The sequence below is a fragment of the bacterium genome, from assembly GCA_035307765.1.
GTDB lineage: Bacteria > Sysuimicrobiota > Sysuimicrobiia > Sysuimicrobiales > Segetimicrobiaceae > Segetimicrobium.
This window is the reverse complement of record DATGHU010000007.1, coordinates 1-26023: the sequence shown is the minus strand read 5'-3', so window position 1 is coordinate 26023 and position 26023 is coordinate 1. Positions and strand designations below refer to the sequence as shown.

The 26023-nt window shown below is 61.2% G+C and carries 18 protein-coding genes and 1 tRNA gene; 13 read left to right on the top strand and 6 right to left on the bottom strand.

Features of this window, described 5'->3' with window-relative positions; genetic code table 11:
• Positions 1-21: 21 nt before the first annotated feature.
• The 7 genes from VKV57_02410 (at position 22) to VKV57_02380 (ending at position 5576) form a co-directional block, all read left to right on the top strand.
• Positions 22-933, top strand: a complete 912-nt coding sequence (locus VKV57_02410; GenBank protein HLW58758.1) for a Clp1/GlmU family protein — start codon at positions 22-24, stop codon at positions 931-933.
• A 110-nt stretch (positions 934-1043) separates the two neighbouring features.
• Entirely contained in the window at positions 1044-2048 is a 1005-nt protein-coding gene (gene gap, locus VKV57_02405) for a type I glyceraldehyde-3-phosphate dehydrogenase (GenBank protein ID HLW58757.1), read from the top strand.
• Positions 2045-3226 (top strand): phosphoglycerate kinase, encoded by a 1182-nt coding sequence (locus VKV57_02400; GenBank protein ID HLW58756.1) that lies wholly within the window; start codon positions 2045-2047, stop codon positions 3224-3226. Before gap ends, VKV57_02400 begins: the two co-directional genes overlap by 4 nt.
• A 2-nt stretch (positions 3227-3228) precedes the next feature.
• Positions 3229-3987, top strand: a complete 759-nt coding sequence (gene tpiA / locus VKV57_02395; protein HLW58755.1) for a triose-phosphate isomerase — start codon at positions 3229-3231, stop codon at positions 3985-3987.
• Between the two features lie 53 nt (positions 3988-4040).
• Complete coding sequence (gene secG / locus VKV57_02390) at positions 4041-4280, top strand: preprotein translocase subunit SecG (protein HLW58754.1); 240 nt, start codon at positions 4041-4043, stop codon at positions 4278-4280.
• A gap of 45 nt (positions 4281-4325) precedes the next feature.
• Positions 4326-5327, top strand: coding sequence for a nicotinate phosphoribosyltransferase (locus tag VKV57_02385; protein ID HLW58753.1), 1002 nt, complete (start codon positions 4326-4328; stop codon positions 5325-5327).
• A 163-nt stretch (positions 5328-5490) separates the two neighbouring features.
• Positions 5491-5576, top strand: a tRNA-Leu gene (locus VKV57_02380).
• Here VKV57_02380 and VKV57_02375 read toward each other — a convergent pair.
• The 3 genes from VKV57_02375 to VKV57_02365 all read right to left on the bottom strand — a co-directional run bounded on the left by VKV57_02375 (position 5555) and on the right by VKV57_02365 (position 9280).
• Positions 5555-7192, bottom strand: a complete 1638-nt coding sequence (locus VKV57_02375) for a recombinase family protein (protein HLW58752.1) — start codon at positions 7190-7192, stop codon at positions 5555-5557. The genes VKV57_02380 and VKV57_02375 overlap by 22 nt on opposite strands.
• 163 nt (positions 7193-7355) lie before the next feature.
• Complete coding sequence (locus VKV57_02370; GenBank protein HLW58751.1) at positions 7356-7535, bottom strand: hypothetical protein; 180 nt, start codon at positions 7533-7535, stop codon at positions 7356-7358.
• Positions 7535-9280 (bottom strand): DnaB-like helicase N-terminal domain-containing protein, encoded by a 1746-nt coding sequence (locus VKV57_02365; GenBank protein ID HLW58750.1) that lies wholly within the window; start codon positions 9278-9280, stop codon positions 7535-7537. The genes VKV57_02370 and VKV57_02365 overlap by 1 nt, the downstream gene beginning before the upstream one ends.
• A gap of 868 nt (positions 9281-10148) precedes the next feature.
• On the opposite strand from VKV57_02365, the gene VKV57_02360 reads away from it, so the two are divergent.
• From VKV57_02360 to VKV57_02345, 4 genes are all read left to right on the top strand, one after another.
• Positions 10149-11237: a hypothetical protein gene (locus tag VKV57_02360; GenBank protein ID HLW58749.1), complete on the top strand. Its 1089-nt coding sequence runs from the start codon at positions 10149-10151 to the stop codon at positions 11235-11237.
• A gap of 538 nt (positions 11238-11775) precedes the next feature.
• The gene (locus VKV57_02355; GenBank protein HLW58748.1) at positions 11776-13041 is read left to right on the top strand and encodes a hypothetical protein; all 1266 of its coding nucleotides are present in this window, start codon (positions 11776-11778) and stop codon (positions 13039-13041) included.
• Between the two features lie 549 nt (positions 13042-13590).
• Complete coding sequence (locus VKV57_02350) at positions 13591-13866, top strand: hypothetical protein (protein ID HLW58747.1); 276 nt, start codon at positions 13591-13593, stop codon at positions 13864-13866.
• A gap of 480 nt (positions 13867-14346) precedes the next feature.
• Positions 14347-15024, top strand: a complete 678-nt coding sequence (locus VKV57_02345; GenBank protein ID HLW58746.1) for a hypothetical protein — start codon at positions 14347-14349, stop codon at positions 15022-15024.
• Between the two features lie 293 nt (positions 15025-15317).
• On the opposite strand, the gene VKV57_02340 is transcribed toward VKV57_02345, so the two are convergent.
• On the bottom strand, positions 15318-15884 hold the full coding sequence (locus tag VKV57_02340) for a hypothetical protein (GenBank protein ID HLW58745.1): 567 nt from the start codon (positions 15882-15884) through the stop codon (positions 15318-15320).
• Positions 15885-16797: 913 nt separating this feature from the next.
• On the opposite strand from VKV57_02340, the gene VKV57_02335 reads away from it, so the two are divergent.
• Together VKV57_02335 and VKV57_02330 are read left to right on the top strand one after the other, a co-directional pair.
• Positions 16798-19125, top strand: coding sequence for a LuxR C-terminal-related transcriptional regulator (locus tag VKV57_02335; protein ID HLW58744.1), 2328 nt, complete (start codon positions 16798-16800; stop codon positions 19123-19125).
• A 394-nt stretch (positions 19126-19519) separates the two neighbouring features.
• Positions 19520-20647 carry an FAD-dependent monooxygenase gene (locus tag VKV57_02330; protein HLW58743.1) on the top strand — a complete coding sequence of 376 codons (1128 nt, stop codon included), beginning with the start codon at positions 19520-19522 and terminating at the stop codon, positions 20645-20647.
• A gap of 770 nt (positions 20648-21417) precedes the next feature.
• Here the strand turns inward: VKV57_02330 and VKV57_02325 are convergent.
• Positions 21418-21702, bottom strand: coding sequence for a hypothetical protein (locus VKV57_02325; protein HLW58742.1), 285 nt, complete (start codon positions 21700-21702; stop codon positions 21418-21420).
• A gap of 2658 nt (positions 21703-24360) precedes the next feature.
• Entirely contained in the window at positions 24361-25155 is a 795-nt protein-coding gene (locus tag VKV57_02320) for a hypothetical protein (protein HLW58741.1), read from the bottom strand.
• Positions 25156-26023 lie beyond the last annotated feature (868 nt).

Sequence of the window (26023 nt, the reverse complement as noted above, 5' to 3'; positions counted from 1 at the left end):
CGCGGGCCCGAGGGCCGCAGCGTGGACGTTCCTCAGTCCCGGCAGACGGTGGAGGCGATCCCGGATCTTCGGGGCGTCGTCGTGATGCTGGGGCCCGTAGACGTGGGCAAGACGACCACGGCTACGGCGATCGCCAACGCCGCACTGCGGGCGGGGCGTTCCGTCGTGGTAGTCGATGCCGACACCGGGCAGTCCGACATCGGGCCCCCGGCGACCGTCGGGCTGGCCGTGGCGCGGACTCCGGTCCGCAGCATGGAGCAGTTCCCCCCCGCCGCCGCGTTCTTCGTTGGAGACACCTCGCCGCGAAACGTCCACCGCTACCTGATCGAGGGAACGGTCCGGGCGGTGGAGTGGGCGCGCGTGCGGCAGGTCGAGGTTGTGGTCGTGGACACCACGGGATGGGTCGAGGGTCCGGCCGCGGCCGACGCCAGGGGGCAGGAGATGCGACGCATCCGGCCGCAGCACGTGGTGGCCCTCCAGCGGGACGTCGAGGTCGAGTCGATTCTGGCCAGGGTCCCACCGGACATCACCCTGCATCGACTTCGCCCATCCCCCGATGTCCGGAGCCGCCCGCAAGAGGTGCGGCGAGAAATGCGGATGATGCGATTTCGCCACTACTTCGCTTCGGCGCAGCGGCACACGGTGGATCTGGGCGCACTGCCGGCCGCCCGACCGGCGATCTACGGGGGACGCATCATTCCCCAGCACCGGATGCTGACCGATATCCCGCAAGGCGCTCTTCGCCATCTCCTGGTGGGGCTTGTGGACCAAAGCGGATGGCTCGCGGCGATGGGGTCGGTGGTTGATGTAGTGCCGGTGCGGCAGGCCGTGGTGGTCGCCGCGCCGCTTGGCTCGCTGGCGGGCGTGAGCGCCCTGCAGTGGGGGGCGCTCCGGGTGGCGCCCTCCGGCCGTGAGGAAGGAAGACTGGCCTAGGGGGAAAACGCCCCCGTTCGGGGTAGAATCAGAGGAGACGGGCCTTCCTCGGAGGGGGTGCGTCCTCTCTGCGGTGGCGAGAGGCACGAGTCGGGAAGGGGAGGCGGCGTATGGCACGGATCGGGATCAACGGATTTGGGCGGATCGGCCGGCAGGTGCTCAGGGCGATCCTGGAGCGGCATCCGTCGTTGGAGGTCGCCGCCGTGAACGACCTGACCGACGTCAAGACCAATGCCCACCTGTTTCGGCACGACAGCACATACGGCGCGTTCAACGGAACGGTCGAGGTGCAGGACGGCCGGATTGTGATCAACGGGCGGCGGATCGAGGTGCTCTCCGAGCGAGAGCCGGCCAAGCTCCCCTGGAAGGATCGCGGCGTGGAGCTCGTCGTCGAATCGACCGGCCGGTTCACCGATGCCAAGAAAGCAGCGGGGCATCTCGAAGGGGGCGCCAAGCGCGTCGTGATCAGCGCGCCCGCGACGGGCGAGGACGTGACGGTGAACATGGGGGTGAACCACACCGCCTACGATCCCGCGAAGCACAAGATCGTCAGTAACGGGTCCTGTACGACCAACTGCTTGTCGGTGACCGCGATGGTGCTGAGTCGAAACTTCGGGATCCGCTCGGGGTTTATGAACACGGTGCACTCCTACACGAACGATCAGGTGATCCTGGATGTCGTGCACCACGACCTCCGCCGCGCTCGCGCGGCCGCGCTGAACATCATTCCGACGACGACCGGGGCGGCGAAGGCGATTTCCCTCGTGTTGCCGGAATTGAAAGGCAAACTCAACGGGCTGGCGCTCCGTGTGCCCACGCCCACGGTGTCGGTCGTCGATCTCACCGTAACGCTCGACAAGCCGGCCACCGCCGAGGAGATCAACCGGGCCTATAAGCGCGCGGCCGGCGAGGAGCTGAAGGGATACCTCGGATATTCCGAAGAGCCGCTCGTCTCCATGGACTTCAAGGGTGACCCCCACAGCGGGATCGTCGATGCCCTGTCCACGATGGTGGTGGGGGACGCGGTCAAGGTGCTCTCCTGGTACGACAACGAGTGGGGCTACTCGTGCCGGGTCGCCGACCTCGTCGTCTACATGAGCAGCCGAGGGTTGTGAGAAAGAAGACCGTTCGCGACATCGACGTCTCCGGTCGGCGGGTCTTCGTCCGGGTTGATTTCAATGTTCCGATCGAGCAGGGGCGGATCTCGGACGATCATCGGATCACGGCGGCGCTGCCGACGATTGCTTATCTCCGCGATCACGGGGCCGCGGTCATTCTCGCCTCGCACCTGGGCCGGCCGAAGGGCCCCGATCCCGCCCTTCGGATGGACCCTGTGGCGCGGCGGTTGGCGGAACTGCTGCATCGGCCGGTCCCCAAGTTCGATGACTGCGTCGGCCCCGAGGTCGATGCCGCGGTAGGGGCGTTGGCACCCGGGGATGTGGTCCTCCTCGAGAACCTGCGGTTTCATAAGGAGGAGGAGGCCAACGACCCCGCCTTCGCCCGCGCCCTCGCCAGCACCGCGCAGATCTACGTGAACGACGCCTTCGGCACCGCCCACCGCGCCCACGCCAGCACCGTGGGGGTGGCAAAGATCCTCCCCGCCGTTGCGGGGCTCCTGATGGAACGGGAACTCTTGTTCCTCGGAAAGGTCCTCGAAGCGCCCACGAAGCCACTGGTGGTCATCCTTGGCGGCAAGAAGGTGGAGGACAAGATCGGGGTCATCCGCAATCTGCTTCGGCTCGCCCAGTCGATGCTGATCGGCGGGGGGATGTGCTACACGTTCCTCCGGGCCTCCGGCGGCCAGATTGGCGGGTCGCTCTGCGAGGAGGACAAACTCGACTTGGCCGGCGAGTTGATGGGGGAGGCGAACGACCGAGGAGTCCGCCTGCTGCTCCCGCTGGACGTCATCGCGGCCCAGCGTCCGGCGGCCGATGCGGAGGTGCGGACCGTCAGTGCCCGAGCTATCCCCGACGGGTGGATGGGGCTCGACATCGGTTTGCGGACCGAGGCGGCATTTGGCGCCCCGATTGCGGGGGCTGGGACCGTCCTTTGGAACGGGCCGATGGGTGTGTTCGAGCTTGCCCCGTTCTCCGGTGGCACGCGGGCAATCGCGAAAGCGGTGGCGGAGTCGTGCGCCGAGTCGATCGTTGGCGGTGGGGACACCGCGTCGGCGGTCGAGCAGTTTGGGTATGCGGACAAGATGACGCATGTCAGTACCGGCGGCGGCGCCACACTGGAGTTCATGGAAGGTAAGGTCCTCCCGGGTGTCGCCGTGCTCGAGGACGCCACCTGACCGTGCGAACTCCCCTCATCGCCGCCAATTGGAAAATGCACATGACGGTCCCCCAGGGCCTCCGCTTGGTCGCCGAGGTCAAGGCCGCCCTCCGGGATCTGCGCGGCGTGGAAGTCGTGATCTGTCCACCGGCCACCGCTCTGGCTGCTGTTGCGGAGGCACTCCGCGGTACGACGTTCGTTCTCGGTGGACAGACGATGCACTGGGAGCCACAGGGGGCCTTTACCGGCGAGATCAGTGCGGCAATGCTTGTTGACGTTGGCTGCCGTGCGGTACTGATCGGCCACTCTGAGCGCCGTCTGTACTTTGGGGAGAGCGACGAGGCGGTCGGACGGAAAGTGCGCTCGGCGTTCGCCGGCGGCCTCGTCCCGATCGTCTGCGTCGGCGAGCGCCTCGAAGAGCGACAGGCAGGGGAGACCGATGGGGTGATCACCCGGCAGGTGCGTGCGGCAGTTCGCGAGATGGCGGCACCGGACCTCCCGCGCCTCGTTGTGGCGTACGAGCCGGTGTGGGCGATCGGCACCGGGCAGACCGCCACCGGGGCGGAGGCGGGCCGGGTCGCGGGGGTGGTGCGCCGGGTGCTCGCGGCGGGGGGAGCGGCAGCCGCCGCGGGGGAGGTGCGGATCCTCTACGGCGGAAGCGTCAAACCCGACAACATTCGTGAGTTTTTCGAGCAGCCCGAGATCGACGGTGCCCTCGTCGGCGGAGCCAGTTTGGACAGCCAAGCGTTCGCCGCCATCGTTCGGGCGGCAACGGGGTGACGAACCCCCGCGCCTTGTGGTACTGTTAATGGGTTAATCGTGGAGGTGCGCTGGTGACGAACGTGGTCCTCATCTTTCATTTTGTGTTTGCGGTGGCGGTCATCGGCGTGATCGTGCTCCAGGGACCCAAGGGGGAGGGGCTCGGTTCGATCGGGGGCGGAGGGGCCAGGTTATTCCACGGGCCGAAACCCCGGGAAACTCTGCTGCTTCGGGTGACATCGTCGTTGGCGATTCTTTTTGGTGCGACGTCCCTGTACTTGGTGTTGACCCACTACGGCCGGTTGTTTCCCTAGCGTTCTGTGACCCGCGAACTTCCACCGCTGTCCTCGATCGAGGACGTGCACCGTTATGTTGTTGACGGGACGCGACGTCTGCACAGCGCGACCCACCGGGAGATCCTCGCCGGCCTGACCACCGACATCTATTTTGTCCGGACTATGGAGATCCTTCGATCAATGGGACTGGCCGAGACCCCTGTGGTCGCGGAGGTGTTCCCCAGCCATGATGGGGTCTTTGTGGGAGTCGAGGAGCTCCGATACCTCCTCCGAGACCGCGGGGTAAAGATCCATAGCCTCGCTGAGGGAGAGCGGTTTTCTGCCCGAGAGATCGTCATACGAATCGAAGGGCCGTACGCACAGTTCGGCATGTTTGAGACGGTGCTCCTGGGCATGCTTGCTCAGCCGAGTGGGTGGGCAACGGCCGCGCAGGAGATCGTGACCGCGGCTGCGGGGAAACCTACATACGTCTTCGGCGCGCGCCACGTTCACCCCGCCGTGGCGCCGGTGATGGAGCGGGCGGCGTTGATTGGAGGCATGCGGGGAGCGGCCTGCATCCTTGGTGCCAAGCTCGCGGGTCAGCAGCCGGTCGGGACGATGCCGCATGCGTTCATCCTGATTGTGGGCGATACGGTGCGGGCGGCCACGGCATATCACGAGCAGATGCCCGAGCGCGTTCCCCGTCTGGTCCTCGTCGATACGTTTACGGACGAAGCTGTAGAGGCGCTCCGTGTCGCGGAGGCGCTCGGGCGGGATCTGAATGCGATCCGATTGGATACCCCTCGGGAACGGGGAAGTGTCACGCCAGATTTGGTTCGAGAAGTGCGAAGCCGATTGGATCTCGCGGGGCACAAGGACGTTCAGATCTTTGTCTCGGGAGGGCTCACACCCGAACGTATTCGTGCACTGACCGAATCGGGGGCCGATGCCTTCGGCGTGGGCAGCCACGTGAGCTCGGCGTCCCCAATCGACATGACGATGGACCTCCGCGAGGTAAATGGCAGACCGCTTGCGAAGCGCGGTCGAACTCCCGGGCGGACGCCGAGTGCGAGGTTGCGCCCCTAGGATCCGAGCCATCACCCGGCCCGGTCCGATGGGTCGGGGACGTGTCGCGTCCTTAGGAGCGCAAATCCGGTCCACGACTCCGCGATTGACACTTTTCTCGAGCGGTTCGTATAATGGGGTCGCACAGAGATGCCGTGGCGCTGGTTGCGCGACGGCATCACGTGCCGGGATGGCGGAACCTGGCAGACGCGCACGTTTGAGGGGCGTGTGGGGCAACCCGTGGGGGTTCAAATCCCCCTCCCGGCACCATCGCTACCGAACACGGCCTCTCCCATAGGCAGGATGCCCGCAAAATTGCCGGTGATCTCAGCCACCAAGCGGTGTCCGTCGCGTTGCAGAACGATCTTGTCGAGGGCGCGCGCCAACAGTCGGCGGGCCTCGTCCACGTTCGTCCCCAACATCTCTCGCAGGTTTGTGAGATAGCCCGTAACCACAGACTTCACCGAGACTACGGGCGCGGAATGCCGCCGGACGTCGCGAGCGGCCTGCTCCAGTGCGGCCACACGCCGCTCGGCATCCTCGATCATCGTCTTGGTCGTCGGCGTGATGATCCCGGCCCGGATGGCGTTCGCAATGTTCTCCAGCTCCCGGCGGGCGGTCCGGAGCGCGTCCAGCCGCTGAGCGGCCGTGTCCGGAGCCTGTCGAAGCGTTCGCTCCAAGGCCGAGTTCACGGCACGCGTGAGGTAGTCGAGCCTGGCAGGCGTGAACAGGTCGGAGAATACGTAGTCCACGATCTTCTGCTCGGCCACCTCGCGGCGGACCAGTCGCCCATTCGCGCAGACCGTTGGGCCGCGGTCGGCATGCGCGGCGCAGCCGTAGTGTCCGTCACTGCCGGCGCGGTGGGTCTGGATCACATACCGCGCCCCGCACTCGCCACACACGAGCAGACCGCTGAGCAGGTACTTCGGGCGGGCTCCCTCGCGCGCCCCGGGCACCCACGCGCGCTGCTGGCGACGCGCCTGCACGCGCTCCCACAGGTCGTCAGAAACGATCCGCAACGATGGCTCGTCGGCCCAGACCCATTCAGCCCGAGGACGGGGGCGCATGTGGCGCTTGCCGGTCTCGGGGTCGCGGACTTTGTATGAACGGTTCCACGCAATCTTGCCCGTGTACAGTGGGTTGTTCAGAATGCCCAATGCACGCGCCGTCGAGCCGGCGATGGTGGCGGGCGCCCACGATCCAGTCTTCCGGCCTCGGAGACCCCGCGGCGGTTGGACGCGCTCCGCATTCAGACGGTGGCAGATAGCGCGGGGCGTGAGGCCGTCGCAGTACAAACGGAAAATGTAGCGAACGGTCTCAGCCTCACCGGGGTCAATGACGCGACGGTGGCCGATGACCTTCCCGGTCTCTTCCTGCACAGGTTCGGAGCGGTAGCCAAACGCGCGGCCCCCTACGCTGAACCTGCGGTGGACTTGACCTATCATTCCGCGCCGCACTCTGTCTTTGAGGTCCTCCACGAACAACTCGTCTTTGAGCCCAATGATCGAGGAGAGAATCTTTCCCACCCGATCGGTGAGATCGATGCCCGGCGAGGTCGCAACTGAGAGGACGCGCACGCCCCAGTACTTGAGCCGCTTCAACGCCTGGTGCATCTCCCCGGCGTCTCTCCACAGCCGATCGGGAGCCTCACAGATGATCGCGTCGATCTCGTGGTCCTTGGCGAGACCCAGGAGGCGCCGGTAGCCGGGCCGCTCCGCGGTTGTGCCGGAGATCTCTGCGTCGGTGCAGACGTGCGCATCCGCAACGCTGTAGCCCGCCCTCGTAGCGAACTCGCGGTCCAAGCGGATCTGATCCGGGAGTGACGTGGCGCGTTGAAGGTCGGAACTATACCTGGCATAGATCGCGGCTCTGCTGCTACCGCTCACGAGGCTGCCTCCTGGTCGTGCTTCCGCCGGCGCAGGATATCCCGGGCGATGATCTCAGCCAGGTGGTCGAGCATAGCGCGCTCCAGGTCGCTCATGGGCGGTTCCGGCGGCGGAGAGGTTCGACGCCCGGTCTGGCGATGTCCTGCGGCGGTCCTGGGCACGGTCACGTCACCGGGCCGGGCCTGGCGGTGCCGATACGGCAGCGGGTAGGGTCCTGGGGCGGCAGGCCGTAGTCGCGCAGCCCGTAGTAGGGGGGCGAGGTGACGACGCTGTGCACCGAAGCCGCCGGCAGCCGGCCCAGGATGTCGAGCACATGGCCCACGTGGACCACCACCCGTGGCATCAGGCGCCGGGTTCCCCCGTTAAAGATCGCAGGACCGTGATCGCACGGGCAAGCTGGCCATCATCACAGGTCCGGGAGAACGCTCGCCAGGCAGCTTCCCCCGGGGCGATGACCTCCCCCGGGTCGATCTCCACCCTGGGCCATCCCCGATCCCGGCCTATGGCCTCTACCCAGGTACGCTGGCCGTCATCCGGTGTCCGAGAATTTCCTTCCGGTGGATTTTCTCTAGGGGAGAAGTCTTGGGAACGAAATTGCCCGCTCGTCGCAAACCCTTGCGCCGCAAGCGTTTCGGGCTCGGAATTTCGTTCCGGCATGCCATCCTGAATTTTCAGCCCGGGAAGGAAATTCCAGGTGTAAACGAGGAGCGGTCTCCCCCGACCACCGCTCCTCTCGGGGGTGCAGGCGACAGCGCCTTCACCCAAAAGCTGCTTCAGAGCCTCCTCGACCTCCGCGTGCCGCCGGCCAAGCGCGGTCGCGATCTGTTTGACCGACCCCCGACCGCCCTTGGCGAGGAAATCCACAACCTCACGCCGGATCGTGGCAGTTCGGGAGTCCCGCGCGGTGCCGTGGAAAGACCATTTACCGACGCCCTGGAGCTCCAAACCCCACGAGGTCGCCGGGACTAGCTTGGACTCCACGCGGAGCAAGCGGTGCGGTGTTATCGGACCCTCGTCCGGATCTTCCTCGGCATCGCGGGGAAGCACGAGGCGCATGATGACCTTCGCACGGGCGCGGATAACGTGCGAGCCGGCCACGTCCTGGCCCGATTTGTTGTCATGCGCGATGACTAGGACCGTCGCCCCGGTGCGGTCCGGGATGCCGTCGAGCGCCGCCATCACAGGCCCCATGCGGGCCTGATCGTTCGCCGCCTCATGGCTCGCTGGCACGAAGAGATAGAGGGCATCCAGGAGAGCAAAGATTGCCCCGACGCGGACAATGTCCCGTTCAACATCCCGAAGCAATGCGAGGGGGTCACTCAGATCCGCCCGTCTGGCGGTGGAGACATGCAGGCGCGAATCTTGTAGCAAACCGAGCTGTTCGAGCCGCCCTCGCGTGAGGCTCTCGGGATCGTCAAGCAGGAACGCGGCGACGGGCCCAGACACCGAGGGGAAATGGTCGAACAGAGCCTCACCCCGGAGGACGGCGCGAACCATCTCCATGCCAAGGAGCGTCTTGCCCCGCTTGTCGCGGCCACTGAGGAGCGCCAGCATGCCGCGCGGCAGTAGCTCGGTGATGAGCCAGCTTACGGGCTCAGCCTTGAGATCCGCGGCCGGCACGAGTCCGGTCCTGGTCTCCGCCCGGTCCCGGGGAATCCAGGCGGTACGGATGCCCTCCAGCGTCTCAACCGACGCTCCTGTGTTGGCCTCTGTCTGGAGTTTCATGCCGAGCGCGAGATACTCGCGCTGCTCGGCACCCTCCCGCACGATGCGGATGTAGTACTCCACGTTCGCGGCAGTGGCGACGACGTTGGGCAGCGAGGCGATGTAGGTCCGGTCCCCAACGTCTTCCAGCTTGCCCATATTGGCGAGGCGGTTGCAGACCGTGATCAGTTCCACCGGCTCATCGCGCTTTGACAGGTCCAGCATCGTGGAGAAGATAATGCGGTGGTCGCCGCGGTAAAAGTCCTTGGGCCGCAGGGCTTCGGCCGCCCGGGCGATTGCGTCGTGGTCGAGCAGCATGCAGCCGAGGACCGCCTGCTCAGCTTCCAGATTGTGCGGAGGAGAAGAAGGGTAGATCCCGCTCACGGCGGGCCGCCTCCCGTGTAAATGATCGCCCGGCCGCCATCCGTGCCCGTCCAGGTGATGACGGTCTCGCGTCCCTCCTCGGAGACAGAGAAGCTCCTCATCCACGGTCCTTCCCGCGGCCAGGGGCGGTGCGCTTAGTCGTCACAGGCCAGTCGACACTGTAGTCGAGGGCGGCGTGCACGCACTGTACCATCCAGGCAGGGATGTCCGGGTCTTCGGCGAGCTGACGGAGGCAATAGACAGGGATGCGCGCATATAGCTCGGGCAGAAGCGCTTCCAAGACGGCCGAGATTCTGATAAGCTCAGAACGCATCGGAGTCTCTCGCTTGCCGGGCCGCCTGCAACGGCCCGGTTTTCCTTTGGCGGTTGTCACCCCGCCGCCCCCACGGCCGCCGGGAGCTCAGCTTGAGGAGCCCTCTCCGCCGGCCCAGACTGCGACGCCCGGCGACGCTTCACAAGCCGCTCGACCTCGGCTTCTCGGAACAAGCGCACGCGTGCTTTCCCCTCAGTGCGAATTGCCCGGAGGCGGCCCCTTCGTTCCAGATGGCGAACGCCATCAGGGCTCAGGCCCAGCCGCCTCGCTACCTCGGAAACCGTCAGCCATCGCTGCATCCGCGTCACCTCGTATGTCGTGGTGCCAGGAGTGTAGCGCACTCTGCGGGAAATCTCACACGTCTACTGCGAGGAAAGCCCTGGGAGATACGGCTCCGCGATGCGAAAAAAAGGTGGCGCCGGGAGGCAGAAGTCTACACGTGCGCAAACGGGCCAGCCACGGGGGCCCGAGCGGGAGGGCAGTTCGCGGCGAAAGTACTACACGGTAGGGACGTTCATCTCTCCAGACGGAGCACCCGCCCGCTCCGATGTGGAAGTGGTTCTTCAGGACTACGAGGCCGCCGGCCAGCTGCTCGACCTGTTCGCCCGAGGCGAGGCAGGCCGCAAAGAGGCGCAAGCGATCCTCGCCCGAGAGCTCCCGCCCATGAGTAAGGTCTTCTTTGAGGATGCGGCTTCGGAAGACGAAGCGCAGCGGTTCTTCCAGGGTGACGACAGCACGCCCGTGCCGGCTGAGGCGCGTGGCTTTAACGAGGTCAAGGATGAGTTGAGGCGTCTTGTCGTAGAGGCGATGACGTCTGCCCCACAACGATATCAGCGCAGGCTGGAACCGTATGGGTTGGCCGGTGACCTGATTAAGCTGTTCGGCCAGCATTCGTCCGTGTCGATCGGGTCGCTGAGGGTGAATCGGGCGTCGGTCAGGCGTCTACGGGAAAAATGGCAGGTCCGCGTGAACCTCGACGACCTACCGGATGTGTGTTGGCGCGGTGACCTCGGATGGGAAATCGTGCTTGAGTGCGCGCTGTTTGAGTGGGCGGGCTGGCGGCTCCTGTGGTGCAGAAAGGGGACCCATTGGATTTTCGCGGGTCCCCATCGTCGATTCGCTTGCCGTGCGCATCAAAAAGCCGGCCAGCAGCAGCGCTATCGGGACAAGATGACATTCAGGCGAACCGAACTGCAACGACGAGGGTTCGAAGAATTCGTGACAGTCCGTGACCTTCTGGGCGACCGCGCAAAACGCATCCCACACGCGTCCGGCGTGTATGTGATGTTGCGAGACTCGGACGATCCTCCTCAGTTCCTCGACCGTAGCAAGGCGGGCCGCTTTCGCGGCAAGGATCCGACGGTCGCTATCAAGGTCCTCGAAGAGAATTGGGTCAAAGGCGCACAGATTCTATACGTTGGCGAAGCGCGGGATCTAAGGCAGCGCGTGCGGCAGCTTATCGACTTCGGAGCGGGCAAAGCGGTGGGGCATCATGGGGGGAGGTTCTTGTGGCAAGTCAAGGGAGCTGACGGGTTTATGATCGCATGGCAGATCGACGACCACCCGCGCGAAGCGGAACGCCGTCTGATTGGCGAGTTTCGCGCCGCGTACGGGAAACGGCCCTTCGCGAACCTGTTGGACTGAGAGATGGCAAAACACCAGCCTTGGGCAGCCTGCCGAGCGCGCGGCCTGCCGGGTGGGCTGTCGAGTCAACTAAGAACCCGGTAGTTCTAGATCGTCCGAAGCGCGCTTCGTGATCCCAAGTTGTCGAAAGGGAGGTCTCCTGATTGCCCCGCTGAGCCGTGTAAATCAAGCACTCGCAGATGCCCGCCGGCCCTGGCCCAAAGGAGTTCCTTTCGGCCACAGTTTGGCTCCCGCGAAACCTCCGCTAGAAGGTCTCTTTGGTTTATGGAGATTTGGCCTCTGGGCGCTTCAAACGGCGGCCCAGGCTAGATGAAGCCTGCCGGGTCCTTCCTGGCCATCCCTGAGCCGCTTGGGCCATCTGGAGAACGATATGGGCATAAGCGTGGTGAGTGGCCCACGCCCGTTTTTGCGGAGTCATGAGATACGCAGATCAGGGTGCGACAGCACGACGGCGGGAGGGGGGCCGTAGGATGACAATCATGAAACGAGACGCCGCACGCAGGATGTTGCCAAAGGCATACTCTCTTGGGCAGCGAAAATGATGATGCTTCGATACACTATTCCCATTGATATTTACGCTCTTGGCCCATGGCCGGACGCGTTAGCATTGGGTGGCGCCTTTGAGGACGGTCAGATTCGCGTCAAGTACCGTCCAGTCGGGCACTTGGACCCGTTTGAAGTACCTGATTTGCCCCCTCCAGAGCACTATGTTAAGCATTGCAGCGGCTTAGAAATCGAGCTGAATGATCAGGGAAGTCAGATTGATGTGCTGGTGGAAGGTCAAAATTGGTCTGCCCTTATTCCTATCCTTGTGACAATAGCAAACCGCATCTTGCGGGGCATCAGAAATACTGGAAGAGTAGCTCATGTGTCAGAGTTGAAGATTAACCTCTCCGAGGCGGAGAAATATATCGAGCGATGGCTAGTAACAGTAGATGATGCAGCTGGCGCCCCACGCACCCTAGTAAGAATGCAAGATGATCCTTTCGCGGGCTTCATTGCCTCAGTGCGTGGCGGAACGGCGACACCGTCGGGAGAACTCCGGGTAGGCACTTGGCTTGATATCACAGAGGCTATTGCAGAGAATCAACCGCCCGCGCCCGAGCAGGAATTTTTCGTGAACGCAATTGAGCACATGCGTCTGGATAATCTCCGTTACGCTTTATTGGAGGCGGTGATTTGTCTTGAAATTGTACTAGCTCGATACTTGAGTCTATTCTTTCAACTCAGAGGCGTCCCCAATGACCGTATCAAGGAATTCCTTGGGCCCAAGCTGGGTCTACGTGATCGGGTTACCATCATGTTGGAGTTAACGGTGGGGCATGAGGCTTTGCGCAAAATTGACCTTCAAAAAGTAATTGGTGCGATCAATTGGAGGAATGTGGTCGTGCATCAGACTGGTCATCTTCCTCCGCACCTAAAGGACAAAGATACAAGGGATGGAATCATTGCGGTCCTGGCCCTAGCAACGGTTTTGGCGGGCAAGCGCAATGAGCTTCAAGCCGCTCCCGAGCTTCAAGTGATTAGTCAGGAAATATCTAAGGAGCTCGGTGGCGGTTTCAGTAAACCCTTCCCAGTTTTAAAATCCCCGGGAGGTCATTATGTTGTTGTGGAGTTCCGTTACATCGCGGCAGACACTATCCCAGCCGTAGAGGAGCTGGAGCGAATCGTTGACCGGGTGGCCGAAAAATTGGAGCGAAGGGATGCCCGATTCCAGAGGGATCAACACCTCACCGTTGACTTTGTTGCGTTTCCGGATGATGTGCATGCTCGTTGGCGCAATGGACGCCTAATCACTCGATAAAGCACTCTGTGTTTTGTGACAATGAGCGGCTAGGAGAGTCCTAGTGCAACGACCCCCTCTTGCAACTTCACTTCAAACCCTTTTCATTGGTGAGGGAGATTCAGAAGTCGGGAAGGGGTTAGAGGCCTAGGAATTTCTGTTGTCCCATCATCGGGAGAGCCTTATTCTGAGATTGTAAGGAACATCATGAGCATACATGGAATGCGGCGGCCCGACGGGTTACCCACAGGCATAATAGAGTAGTGATTCTATATGCCTGTAGTGGCTAGGTCGGTTTCCTGCGACGGGGATATGAGAATATGGTTTCTATGCACCCTCCGGGCTCCTGCGGGGTCCCCACTGCCGGGGTCAGGCCGGGAGCTGCTATCGGCCTGCGGCCTGGGAGGGGACCTGTCGTCTGACCCTCTCGGACCATTCAAGAAGTTCCGGGATAGGGTATTCACCCCGTGCGGCACAGGGCCGAGCTATCCTGCGCAAATTTAGGGTATTCAAGTCATCAAATGAGTAGAGGGGTCATTACATCTTTCCGAAAAGGGAGTGATAGCGTACATGAAGCGAGTTATCGCCCTGCTGATATTCGCTCTGTTCAGTGGGTTGTCGATTGCACACGCTGATGCTTGTGACACGGATACTATCAATCAGATTTCAACGAATGGCGACGTTCTGATTATGGCGTCAGGCCACGTTTACCGAGTAGATGACAGCTCTGCGTTCAGTGGTGATGAACAAGATGATGTGGTAATTTGTGCGACAAGTTCGCCAAGCGTATATCGAATTGTCGATACAAGTACCGGTGATGAGGCATACGGCGCGGAACTAAGATGAATATTAGCGCTTGGAGACCTGCCTGCTTGAAGGTAAATGTCAAATTGTCTTACTCGAGTTGGGCACGTCGCAACCGAGCCACTGCTTGAGTCTCCCACGGGCCATTGGAATAATGATTCTATGGCCATGTGGTCGAACCTGTCAGCAGGCCAGTTTGGGCGTGTTCTAGGCAGGCTCATGCTTTCCGCGTGTTGAAGCGAAGTATATTTCGATCTAGATCTTCCCTTGCGGGGGGTAGAAGTGTAGCCAGCGCATGATGTCCGCAACGATTTGCCTACCCAGATAACGTGACGTCCCCCTGGGACGTCGGCGAGAGAGGAGGCTCCTCCCCGAGGCCAGTGTGATGTCCTGAGTGCTCTGTCGGGGCCGCGCCCGGTCGATCGGAAGAATCGTCATGGCCGCACCTGACAGAAGATGATTTTGTCAATGTAATGGGGCAGGGTATTCTACGTTAAAGGCAAGAGGTGTAAGAGGATCATAATGACCCTCTGCGCGATCCAGCATTTCCCAACAGGGGCCATTCGAAGCTTTCTTGAGCAAGTCGCACATGTCGAGCCGCAGGAAGCGCTTATTATGGTCGGAGACAGCCGGGTTTCGGACAAAAACACCGGAGATTTCGCAGACGGTGCAGTAAAGCTTTTTGTCCTGAACGAAGACGTGGCTGTCGCGGTCGCGGGCAACGTGGCAATCCTCGAGAAAGTTCTTAAACGTACGGCTGCAATCCTTGAAGGAGGACTTCCGTTCGAACCATTTCCCCTCGCAACGAGAATCTATGAAATCGCTCAGGAAGCGTCGGCGGAGCTAGAACTGAGGGAGTGTCAACTATTGCTCGCCGCCCGCCATCCAAAAGATCACACGCTAGCAGCTTTTGTGATTGACCTTATGGCGGATCCTCCTGTCCGGATGGTCACAGATCTCACCGCCGTCATTGGATCCCAGAAGTTGTGCGAGGAATACCGATCGTCGGCCGAACAGGCTGATAGGGACAATCCGGGTAAAGTCCCTGGTTCACCTGAGGAGATCGCTCTTCGAATGTTTGGAGTGGTCGACGCTGTGGCCCAAAATCATCCTGGCGGTGTCGTAGGTACACCAATCAATTGCATCATTATGGACAGGACGCAAATTGGATACTACCCAGGGCCGCCGCATGTACTGTAACGCTGTATAATCGACTCTTATGTCCGGCCACCTAGAGGCAAGCAACCTTGGTTGTCCGGCTCCTCGGGTGCTTAGGGCGCAATAGATTTTTAGATGTATCCATCAGAGGAGGTAACAGTGAAGATCACGCAACCAGAAAGCCCCATGCTCACCCCCCTCCGCGGACCCTTGAAATTCACCGCGCAGCGAGGCGAGGGAGAGCAAGGCGGTCGTTCGAGTCGCGCGAGCGCATGGCAACGAGGGGATCGCTAAGCCCGAGCGGGATGCAGGGCAACAGGCGTCGCTCGTCGTGGTCAGGCATGCTTGATTGTGGAAACCCAAATCCCGAAGCGAACGAGCAGATACGCAGCTAGGAACACGCCCATGTAGAAGAGTGCTGCAAACGTGCGATATACCCATGGCGCGAACTGGCGCGTGGGAAGCACGGTGATTGGTTGCGCGACGGCTTCGTCAGAACGCACCCCAGCATTGATTAGACTCCAGGTTACTGGCGGGAAGTAGATATAAGTGATAGTAACCTGTTCTTTGGGAGCGAGGGTCGGGAAGATAAGCGACACACCACCTTGCGGTAAGTCCTTGCGTTCGTGCGGGACGGGCGGGACGACATTGTAATCGGGTAGTGAGAAGTGGGAAACACTTACGTTATGCGCAGGACGTCGACCGACGTTTCGGACCGTAAACGCATGTGTATTGACTGGGATGACAGATTTGTCCGGGGGACGTAGCGTGACCGAGGTGATTTGTTCGTACCAGGTAAACAGCCGTGGGCGCAGTTCGAGTAGGTTGACGATTATGGCGCTGAGTATGACGGCGGCGATCGGCCCAGCGATCGTCGCAAAGACAAGCCATGGGCTCTCCATTTTACGTCCTCCTCAAGAATTACGCACCTACGGCATACCCATCCCGCCGGCCGTGTAGACAGTTCCTTGAAGGACCGGTCTACCGACGCCTCACTCTTCTTCTAATCCGTACCAGTGATGCACCAATCGTTCGTCGCGGGATCGAGAGGTATCGTGTGATGGAGTTAGAACCAGATTCGAGACTAGCCGACAAGGAGCCTAGCCGTGATGTGTGCTCGAGTGTCGACTGAGCGTCGCGGCCCACAAGACTCACTATCGGAGGAGATGGTCTATCGGTGCAGATGACCTGTTACGATAAGGTTGCGGGCTAGCCGCTCGTGTGTGTCGGCCCATGTCTTCTACAAGTGCAGAATGAGTGCAGCTGCCAAAGGCACGTGCCGGTCGGTATGGCCGTCTGGGGAGGCCGATCGCGCGCCAGGCCTTGTCATCACGCGTGGCCGAGGTGTTCGACCTCGTCATCCGGATCCGGCGATCCTGGTGCCGTCGGGGGTTCGAAGCCCCCGCTCGGCGCCAGCATGGCCTTAATGCCGTACCTGATGTCGCCCCATCGGTTCGAAGCGCGCCGGCGCCCCGTTCTCGGAGTCATACTCAGCCATAGAAGGCGAATTCGCGGAAGTCGAAATCGCACTCAGGGGGTCGTGTCTACGCTACAAGGATAATACGGTCCCGGAGCATGTTCGGTAGCGTATCAGACGGGCTCCCGGCACCATGCTCTCTGGCTCTAGCCTACTACTTGCTTGACTCCACGAGGTTCACCGTCGATCATTGCAAGCGGGATCCGAGTTGGACGTTCTTGGATTGCCCGACCCTGTTCCCACTGCTCAATAGTCCCTTGCTTCCGAAACATCACCAATCAGAGTGATACATTTGGTGGAAGGAAGGTGGTATCGTTAGCTTGCACTAAGGACATGTCATGCTTAGTAACCTTCCCCATCGGCTAACCAGTTTCATTGGGCGGGGGCGGGAGATCGCTGAGATCAATCATCTGCTCCCCGATACTCGTCTGCTCACGCTCACAGGCGCAGGGGGCTGTGGTAAGACGCGGCTCGCACTCGAGGTGGTGGCCCACCCGGAGGAAGAGGCCAAAGACGGGGTCTGGTGGGTAGAATTGGCCGCGCTCTCAAAATCCGCTCTTATCCCTCAGGCCGTCGCCGCTGCACTCGGCGTGCTCGAGCAACCGGGCCGCGAGTTGATCGAGACACTGACGAACCACATGCGTCCCAAGGCGCTGCTGCTCCTCTTGGACAATTGTGAGCATTTGCTGGAGTCCTGTGCGCAACTGGCCGAAAGGCTGCTGCAGGTTTGTCCCCATATCCGCATCCTGGCAACGAGCAGGGAAAGCTTAGGCATCGCCGGTGAGCTGATCTATCGCGTCCCCTCCCTCTCGCTGCCCCACCCCAGGCACATTGGGGCACCTGAGGACCTCATGCAGTACGAGGCGACACGTCTTTTTGTGGAGCGGGCAACGTTCAACCAACCCGAGTTTACGCTCACCCAGAGGAACGCGCCGGCGGTCGCCCAAGTGTGCCATCGGTTAGACGGCATCCCTCTCGCCATTGAGTTGGCGGCGGCGCGTGTGAAGGTGCTGGCGGTGGAGCAAATTGCGCAACGGCTAGACGACCGGTTTCGACTGCTGACCGGCGGAAGTCGTACGGCCGTGCCTCGACATCGGACACTGCGCGCCGCAATGGACTGGAGTTACGATTTGCTATCAGAGAAGGAACGCACCGTGTTACACCGGCTGTCGGTCTTTGCCGGTGGGTGCTCCTTGGAGGCGGCCGAAGCCGTCTGCTCCGGAGAGCGCATCCTGCGCCATGAGGTCCTCGACCTCCTTACGCAGCTAACGGATAAGTCACTGGTGGTGGCGGATACCCAGGGTGGGGAGGCCCGGTACCGGCTGCTGGAGACGGTGCGCCAATATGGCCGAGACCGGCTGGAAGAGACGGAAGAAGCAGCGGATGTCCGGAGGCGGCATTTTGAGTGGTACCTAGGACTGGCGGAGCAGGCTGAGCCGGGGCTGCGAGGTCCTGCACAGGGAAACTGGCTCAAGCGGCTGGAGGCAGAACACGACAACCTGCGCGCCTCGCTGGAGTGGGCCAAAAGGGAGACAGGCAGCGTCGAGGCGGGGTTGCGATTAGCGGGGGCTCTGTATCGATTTTGGCTCTTGCATGGACATTGGAGCGAGGGCCGCGGGTGGCTGGAAGGAGCATTGTCTGCGATCGACGATACATCGATCCCGGCTCTGCCGAAAGCCCTTAGGGGAGCAGCACAGCTAGCGTGGCGTCAAGGAGACGACGCCCGGGCGACTGCGTTGGCAGAGAAGGGCCTGGCTGTGTCCTGCGAACTGGGCGACCGAGACGAAATTGCATGGCACCACCTCGCTTTGGGCACAACGTTGCTTCAAAGCGATGCCACTCGAGCGAAGGCGTCGTTGGAGAATAGCTTGGTTTTTTCCGGAGAATTGGGGGATAGCTGGCGCATCAGCGTGGCCCTTGCATACCTGGGGGTTGTGGCCCGCTATCATCGGGACTATGAGCAGGCTGCTGCGTACTATGAAAAAAGCCATGCTCTGTCCCGAGAAGTAGGTGACAAATGGCTCATCGCCCTTGTGCTTCGCGGCTTGGGCACCGTGGCCCTACATCTGAGCGATCATGGGCGGGCAGCAGCATTTTTCGCAGAGAGCCTTGCCCTCAGCCGAGAATTGGGGAACACGTGGGGCACCGAAGAGTGTCTAGAAGGCTTCGCGGGGCTGGCCTGCGCACAGGGACAGTACGAACGGGCGGCCCGGTTCATCGGAGCAGCAGAAGCGCTACAGGAAACCCTTGGCTTCCGTCGCCTTACTCCCGACCAAGCCGACTACGGCCAACGCCTTGTCACCACGCGCGATCGCCTCGGTGAGAGGGTCTTTGCAAGAGCGTGCGCGGAGGGCCGTGGCATGACGTTGGAGCAGGCCTTCGAATATGCGCTGACTCCAATGTTGAGTGCCGCATTCCATCCTGTGGGAACACCAAAACAGACGTCTTCGGAACAATTGAGCGGCCTCACCCCCCGCGAGCGAGAAGTGGCGGTGCTGATAGCACAGGGGCTCACGAACCGCGAGATCGGCGCCGCACTGGTGATCGCAGAGAAAACAGCGGATGCTCACGTCCAGCACATCCTCAATAAACTGGCATTCCACTCGCGAGCGCAGATTGCCGCTTGGGCAGTCGAGCGTGGACTGGCGAGGGCCTCTCCAGACTGATCAACATATCGTCACCTTCATCATGCCCTTTTGTCAAACGGAACACGTTGCGTAGGAGTGTCTGGCACGTAATGATCCAAGACAGCTGTCTCTCAACATTGTTTGGCACGAAGTAGGTACCCTCAAACCGCCAAATAGGTACCCGAGTAGGGCTTTTCCCCGATGACGCCATCCCGAATTTCCTCTAGTGTGAGCCCTGGCGAGGGCTAGCGAAGGGGGGGTATCGAGATGGCAATCAGTATGGCTTCAGGGATCGACAATATCTTCTGTCTTCTGCTTCTCGCCGATTCAGACTCGAGAACCGTGCCCCCCCTGATTCTCGTTTCGTCGTCCGCTTGAATTGGCGTGCCCAATTCAAGCATGCCGTCTAAGCGTACCACAATGGGGGTCTTATGTGGCGGACATCAAACGGATTCTGATCACCGGCGGAGGAATTGCCGGGCTTTCGCTGGCGACAGCCCTCCACCGTCAAGGCTTCGCCGCAGAGCTGGTTGAACGCAGCAAGGGGTGGCCCGCGATTGGAGCAGGCATCAATCTTGCTGCCAATGGGGTCCGAGCGCTTCGGGCTCTCGGCGTGGGCGAGGCCGTGGAGCAGGCCGGCGCGGTCATCCGGCGGTGGGGATTCTTTGACCAGCAGGGGGAGATGCTGTGCGACACCGACCTGGAAGAACTGTGGGGTGAGGTGGGTCCATGCATTGGCATCGAGCGCGTCAAGCTGCATCAAGCGCTTCTCGCCGGAGCCGCCGAAGTGCCTTTCCGACTGGGTGTCGCCGTCGTGTCCGTAGCACAAGCCGATGGGAAGGTCTTGGTGGGATTCAGTGACGGTTCCTCAGGAGATTACGACCTGGTTGTCGGCGCCGACGGAATTCACTCAACCGTGAGCGCTGTCACGATGAGAGAGGGCTCGCCAGTATATGCAGGACACATGGTATGGCGGAGTATTTCGCCGACCCGCCCGCAAGGGGTCACCAACATGAAGGTCCTCATGGGCGATGACCGCTATTTTGGAGTCGTTCCAATGGGGGACGGCCGCACGTACGGGTTTGGCGCCGTCGGCGGGCCGCGCATCGACGATCCGCTTCCGGGCCGGCTGGAACGCTTTCGGCGCCGCTTCGAGGAGTTTGGGGGGCCGGTGCCTGAGTATCTTGCCTCCATGGAATGCGACGAGCAGCTTCACTTCGGTGCCATCGAATGGGTAGACCGCCTCTCTTGGCACAACGGGCGGGTGGTGTTGATCGGTGACGCCGCCCACGCCGGCCCGCCGCACATGGGCGAGGGGGGGTGTATGGCCATCGAGGATGCATTCGTGCTGGCAGAGGCCCTCCGGTCGGAACAGAGCATTGAGGAGGCCCTGGACGCGTATGTGGCTAGGCGCAGACCTCGGACGGACTGGGTCCAGCAGCAGAGTCGTGCCGCGGCGCAAGCGTGGATTCTCTCACCTGCCGTCCGCAATGGCGCTATGCGTGAACGCGGAGACCAGATAATGCATGATAGGTTCGAACCGCTCAAGTCATTGCCGTAGCGGAAGTCGTTTGAGCTGTTTACGCCCCGGCTTGTGGGCTTTTGGGCTTGCCAATGGTTGGTGGCAGTGAAGGCGGATGTCACGACCCGCGCATCCAGGCAAGGTATCGATGCAACCTACGTCTAAGGATTCGCGCTCTTCGTCCTCCTCCACTGTCTGAGCGGCCTCCTGTACGAACAGGTCAATGACCCAGGTCTGCGGCAGTCTCTTATCCAGTCAAAAAGACCACCTGAAGATGGGGAAAGACGTGGTCAGGCCACCGCTCCGGTCGCCAAAGGCCATCTGTATAATGCGGGAGACGGGCTCCCGGCACGCATGGTTATCGTACTCGGAGCCAAGGCCGCCCTTTTTCCGCAGGGTAATCGAGTCGATGAGTTTAGCAAGGAGGCCCCGCGCGTAGTCCGGATCGGTTCCAAGCGTCCCCCGAAGGTCCCGCAGGCACATCTCGGCAGCACTCGGCAGTAGGGGGGTCTGACCTTGGGGTCTTCCTAGCGATAATCCTCAACGATCCTCAACCGCCTGTCCGCCTGGAGGGTCCGACGACCTATTCGACGTGCCGGTGCGGAAGGTCCCCCACTCATTGCTTCTTTGGCTTCTCGGATTTAGATTTTTCCGGACACACTCAATCACGCGGTCTTTCCCGGAAGCGGCTTCCTCAGCATGTTTCTGGTACTGGGCCTTGAACCACCACAAGGCTTGCTTCAAGTTGGCTAAGAGAGAAGGGCCGGAGTGTTTCCCGGCCCTCGCCCTCTCGCAACCGACTTCCTGGCCTACTTGACCTTTTGCCCGAGCAGTTCCCCCGCCCCCTTGTGTCCGAGCACTGCCCCGGTCGTCACTCGCGTGGCAGTCGGAAGCACATTCGGATTCTTCTTGACCCATTCCGCTGCTACCCTATTGGATTCCTCAGCGCCTGTTTTGTCCGTAAAGATGCTGGTGGAGAGCATCGTACCGTTCCCAGCATCGGTGAAATAATACGCGATGAACCCGGGGACCGCGCTGATCAACGGGATAAAGGTCTCGTTGACGTGCCGCCCCAGTTCGCGAGGATTGGTCACATTCTCATACCGCCGTGCACTCAGATGCATATGGTTCCTACCTCCGTCTCCCTATGTCTGTCTGCTGGTGCCGATTTCCTAGCGCGATGATATAGTACGGATGATGCCCCAGATCCCGTCGCACCAAGTAGTCGCGCCCGCGATCCGTGATTACCGCTTGCCCCAATTGGGTCCAAACCCGCCGCCGCTTCGCCAGACCATAATCGACGGAGTAGTGAAGATTCAGGGCGGCTGACTGATTGCCGAGGAAATTATCGTCGAGTAAGGGGGAAACAAGTTCATTCTACGCTTATTCAACCGGAGAAGCGAAGCCAGCATGGGGCCTGATCGGCCCAGACCTTGGGCCTTACCGTCTCTGGCGTATGTTTCCGGCCCCCCGGCCTACACCAGAGCCATGCGTCGCAGCGTAGCGGGTTCACATGCGGGGAGCCGATCCTCCCCCCGGGGCGCGCACGCGGGACGTTGGAGTACTGGAGGGTTGAGGTTTGGGGAACTATCGGATTTGTGAGGGAAGTCGACGGGCTCCGGGGATGTAGAGGCATCGGATGCGGTCCGGCTCCTTGGTCCCCGCTGGATAATGAAATCTGACTCAAAGAGCGCATCCTGGCGGGATCCCAGCCTGTGTGGGGGTGGGAGGCGATGGGCTAGGTGTGGTTTCCCCTAGACGTTGTTGACACTCGCGACGGCAGGGCGCGACTTCCAAGGGCGGAAAGTGGGCGCCTGGGACCATATGAAGAAGGTCATCGTTGAGAAATAGTGTGTTGCTCGGATCGTCTTTGGATAAAACGGCCGGAAATTGAGTGAGAAGTCCCATGCTACCCGGAGTCGACGAGGCCCGGTCAAATCTATGGGGCGAGGTGCCCCCTGCCTGACGCGGCCGCGGGCGCGGGAGTCCCTGGATCAGGTCTGGCACCTCGACCTGATGTACCAGGGGTGGCGGTAGAGCTCCGGCACGCGCCCTTGCCAAGCCGCTGTTACTATACTTACGCACTCCTATTAGAAATGTCCCCAGAACTCCTCCGGCCGGATCGTCTTGTATGAGAGACGGCTCGGCCCGGGCTGTGCACCGTAGGCGCCAGACGGGGCCGGTTGCCAGAATGCTGAATCTTGCTAATGCTGTTTGTTGTTGGGACAGGGCTGTTCCTGAGGGTGTCCGCACTTCTCCTGGGGGTTGCGGGATCACGCCCATCACTACGCCCATGAAACGTTGCGTGGCGAGAGGGCGCGTTTTAGTGTCCGGAGGATCACATAGACCTGGTTCTCAGCACAACCAGCGAGTGGAAAGTTCGCCACTGCCAAACGATCTTATGCCCCGTCCCCCCACTGGATCCTAAGCACGGTGGCGCGGCTGTGGCGCACGTCTCGGGAAGGGGTCCTCTGCTAGGTGGTGAATCTCTAACTTCATGAAAATGCCAGAGCCAAACACGGTGATCGTGGTGATTCTAGTCGCTGCCATTAGTGGTAACGCGACTTACGGCTATCTTCTGGAATCCAGCCACGGGCATCAGCCACCAATCGCGCGTCACGTGCACATCCATGGGACGACTGGGCTGATTTCACTCCTGTAGCGCACACGATTGCCTACTGTGCTTTACTAAAACCGTTTAGTTAGCGCATTTAAGTCTTTCAATTACCGCACTTTCCCCAGCAAGGTTCTTTTCTCTGTGAGTCGGAGCTTGACCTTCGGAACAGGAGGAGTGCAAAGTTCGTTCTGAATCCCCCCGCTACTATGCGTCGGCCACGGCGTCGGGCAGTGAGCTCAGGAGGCTAGGCACGTCGTCACAGGCCAACTTTGCGATTCGGAAAGAATCCTCCTCCCGGCACCACGGTTATACAACTCCTCATCCAACTCCAGCAAGGCAGGGAGATTCCCCTGAAGTTCGGCGACGAGGCGGTCTCCGTCTCACCTTAGGGTGATTGGCCTATCATTTTCGCCAGCAGGCTCCTGGTACGTTCAGTATCACGTCCAAGCGCTCCCATGAGGTCGTTCAGATACATTTCCACCACAGAGGGGAGGACGGCAACCGTGTTCTCGACAGGCGGGACCTGGAGCGCGATCTCCAACTCTCTCCTTCAGGATGCCTCCTTCCAACTGGGCATACGCGACGGGGATGTAGTAGAGGGTTTCCCCGAACGGCGACGTTTTGTGCAGCCAGGGCTCGCTAAACGAGCCGAGGCCTACGTTCCAGCCACGGAGCCGCTCCAGCGTCGTAGAAGCATCTAGGACGCTTCTGAAGGCTCGGTCCAGCCTCCAGACAAGTATCAGGTCCATCCTACGCTTACTGGCGTCATCTAGCAGCGGCCTCCACTCCACCGATGAAGAACCACCTCAGCCAAAACGGCATTTGCTTCACCTCCTTCAGGGAATCACAGCCGCAAGAGAGTGATGTTGCGCGGAACCGCAATTCCGTTGTTCCCATTTTGGAGGGTTTGGAAACATGGTACGAAGAGGGCGCGCGCTGTTAGGCTTCCACTCCGGGAAGGCGCGCACTCGCGTTCGGCTACCGGCGGATGCGGTCGCTTCAGCCAATTCAGTGTTCGTTCCGGGCCTCCCTCTGGACGTCCTCCGGCCGGATCGTCTTTTATGAAGAGACGGCTCGGCCCCGGCTGTGCCCAGCGGTGGGCTCCAGACGGGGCCGGTTGCCAGAGTGCTGAATCTTACTGATGCTGTGTGTTGTTGGGACAGGGCTGCTCCTGGGGGTGTCCGCACCTCTGCTGCGACTTGGGGGACCCGCCAGGGTTGCCTCGACCACCGTGCTGGCTTGGATTGGGTTGCCGCTGCGGCTGCTGATAGGTCGGGTTTGGCTGCGGATAGGGTTGCTGATGGGTCGGACTCGGCCGCCGCTGCGGCTGTTGGTACGCCGGATTCGGTTGCCGCTGGGGCTGCTGATAGGTCGGACTCGGCTGGCGCTGGGGCCGCTGGTAGGCCGGTGCAAGATTTCTAGTGTCGGTGTCCCAGCGGCGATCGCCCTGGCGCACTGGAGCACTCTGATAGGCTCGTACATCGGGTCCCACGTATGGCCGATACGTTGCGCGATAATAGTATTGGCGGTACGGACCGTAGTAGGGATAGCGATAAAGATGGCCGTAGGCGTCACGTGTCATGACGTATTCAAGATTGTTGACAACGACGACCCCGAGCACGACCCCGGCAATCGTCGGTGCGACTATGATGACCGGTGCGGACACGAGATAGTAGCCGGTGTACGGCCGGTATTGCGGCCGGTAGTAAACGCGGTAGTATTCGCCGTAATAGGGATACCGGTAGTAGCCCCCGTCCGGGCCGTGCACGATCAGATAGAGGAGCCCGGCGACGATAACCGTCCCCAGAACAATCCCCCAGATGGGGACCGGCGAGACTTGCAGGGGTTGAGCCTGGGCTTGGCCGACTCCGGCGAGCCCCAGGGCTGGGATCAGAATGACGGCAAGGACGAGGACCATGGCTATTCGCATGTGTATACCTCCTCTCACCTTCAGTCTTACCCACAACTCACCATTGGGCACTTATGTTTATCTGCTCATATAGTGCAGTTTTCGGATTAGTTCAGTCGAAGTATGCACTCGACCACCGAAAAGTTTATGTGCTCTCTTGGCAGGGAATAACATGGAGTCACCTGCCGGAGGGGGAAATCCGGGCCGGGAGGGATCACATAATGGAGAAGCGATGGGACAATGTGAGACCTTTGACATTCCGGATGATTGGTGCAGGAATCATCGTGGCTGGGAGCGCGCTCTTGCTGCCTACGCTGGACTTTACGATGAGAGCGCTTGCTAGATGGCTCGGAGGCATGATCGGAGAAGCCGTGGCAGCCTCCTTACGCGCCCTATTTTCCGGTCTGGGGGTGTTCCTTCCCCAGCATTCCTTGCCGGAAACGCGGCTTCCATTGTCTGTGAGCCCGTTTCACGCAAGCCTGACGGACACATCCAAGGTAGTCGCCGCGATACAAACGAGTGAAGTGGCAAACCGAATCGCGGGGATCGACAAAAGGATCAAAAAGGACCGCGTTCGCTGGGAGGAAGGCGCCGGATCACCCCCGGCTTCTTCTCCGGCCTGAGACCCTTTCAGCGCCCCATAACGTAGCGAATCTTTCGGGGTTGGGATCCCGAGCGCCTGGCGTGGCGGCGGACAGGCTCCGCGTTCAAAGTGACGCGAGTCCGATGCCTCAAGATCGAAGGGAGCTAGGATCAAAAGGTGTGTAAATTCAAGCGGCGTACCCTTTCCAAGGGATCACACACCGGAACCTCCCTGGCCGGGGAGGGGAAAGGAGTACGCCGATGCCAGGGTACCATACACCCGATCTTTCCCACAAGGTGGAGGCTC

Excerpts from the sequence above, each read along its gene's own strand:
- VKV57_02345 (HLW58746.1), top strand. The coding sequence starts at position 14,347 with ATGACCCTCTGCGCGATCCAGCATTTCCCAACAGGGGCCATTCGAAGC.
- VKV57_02355 (HLW58748.1), top strand. The coding sequence starts at position 11,776 with ATGATGATGCTTCGATACACTATTCCCATTGATATTTACGCTCTTGGC.
- VKV57_02340 (HLW58745.1), bottom strand. The coding sequence starts at position 15,884 with ATGGAGAGCCCATGGCTTGTCTTTGCGACGATCGCTGGGCCGATCGCC.
- VKV57_02350 (HLW58747.1), top strand. The coding sequence starts at position 13,591 with ATGAAGCGAGTTATCGCCCTGCTGATATTCGCTCTGTTCAGTGGGTTG.
- VKV57_02320 (HLW58741.1), bottom strand. The coding sequence starts at position 25,155 with ATGCGAATAGCCATGGTCCTCGTCCTTGCCGTCATTCTGATCCCAGCC.
- gap (HLW58757.1), top strand. The coding sequence starts at position 1,044 with ATGGCACGGATCGGGATCAACGGATTTGGGCGGATCGGCCGGCAGGTG.
- VKV57_02335 (HLW58744.1), top strand. The coding sequence starts at position 16,798 with ATGCTTAGTAACCTTCCCCATCGGCTAACCAGTTTCATTGGGCGGGGG.
- VKV57_02370 (HLW58751.1), bottom strand. The coding sequence starts at position 7,535 with ATGCCACGGGTGGTGGTCCACGTGGGCCATGTGCTCGACATCCTGGGC.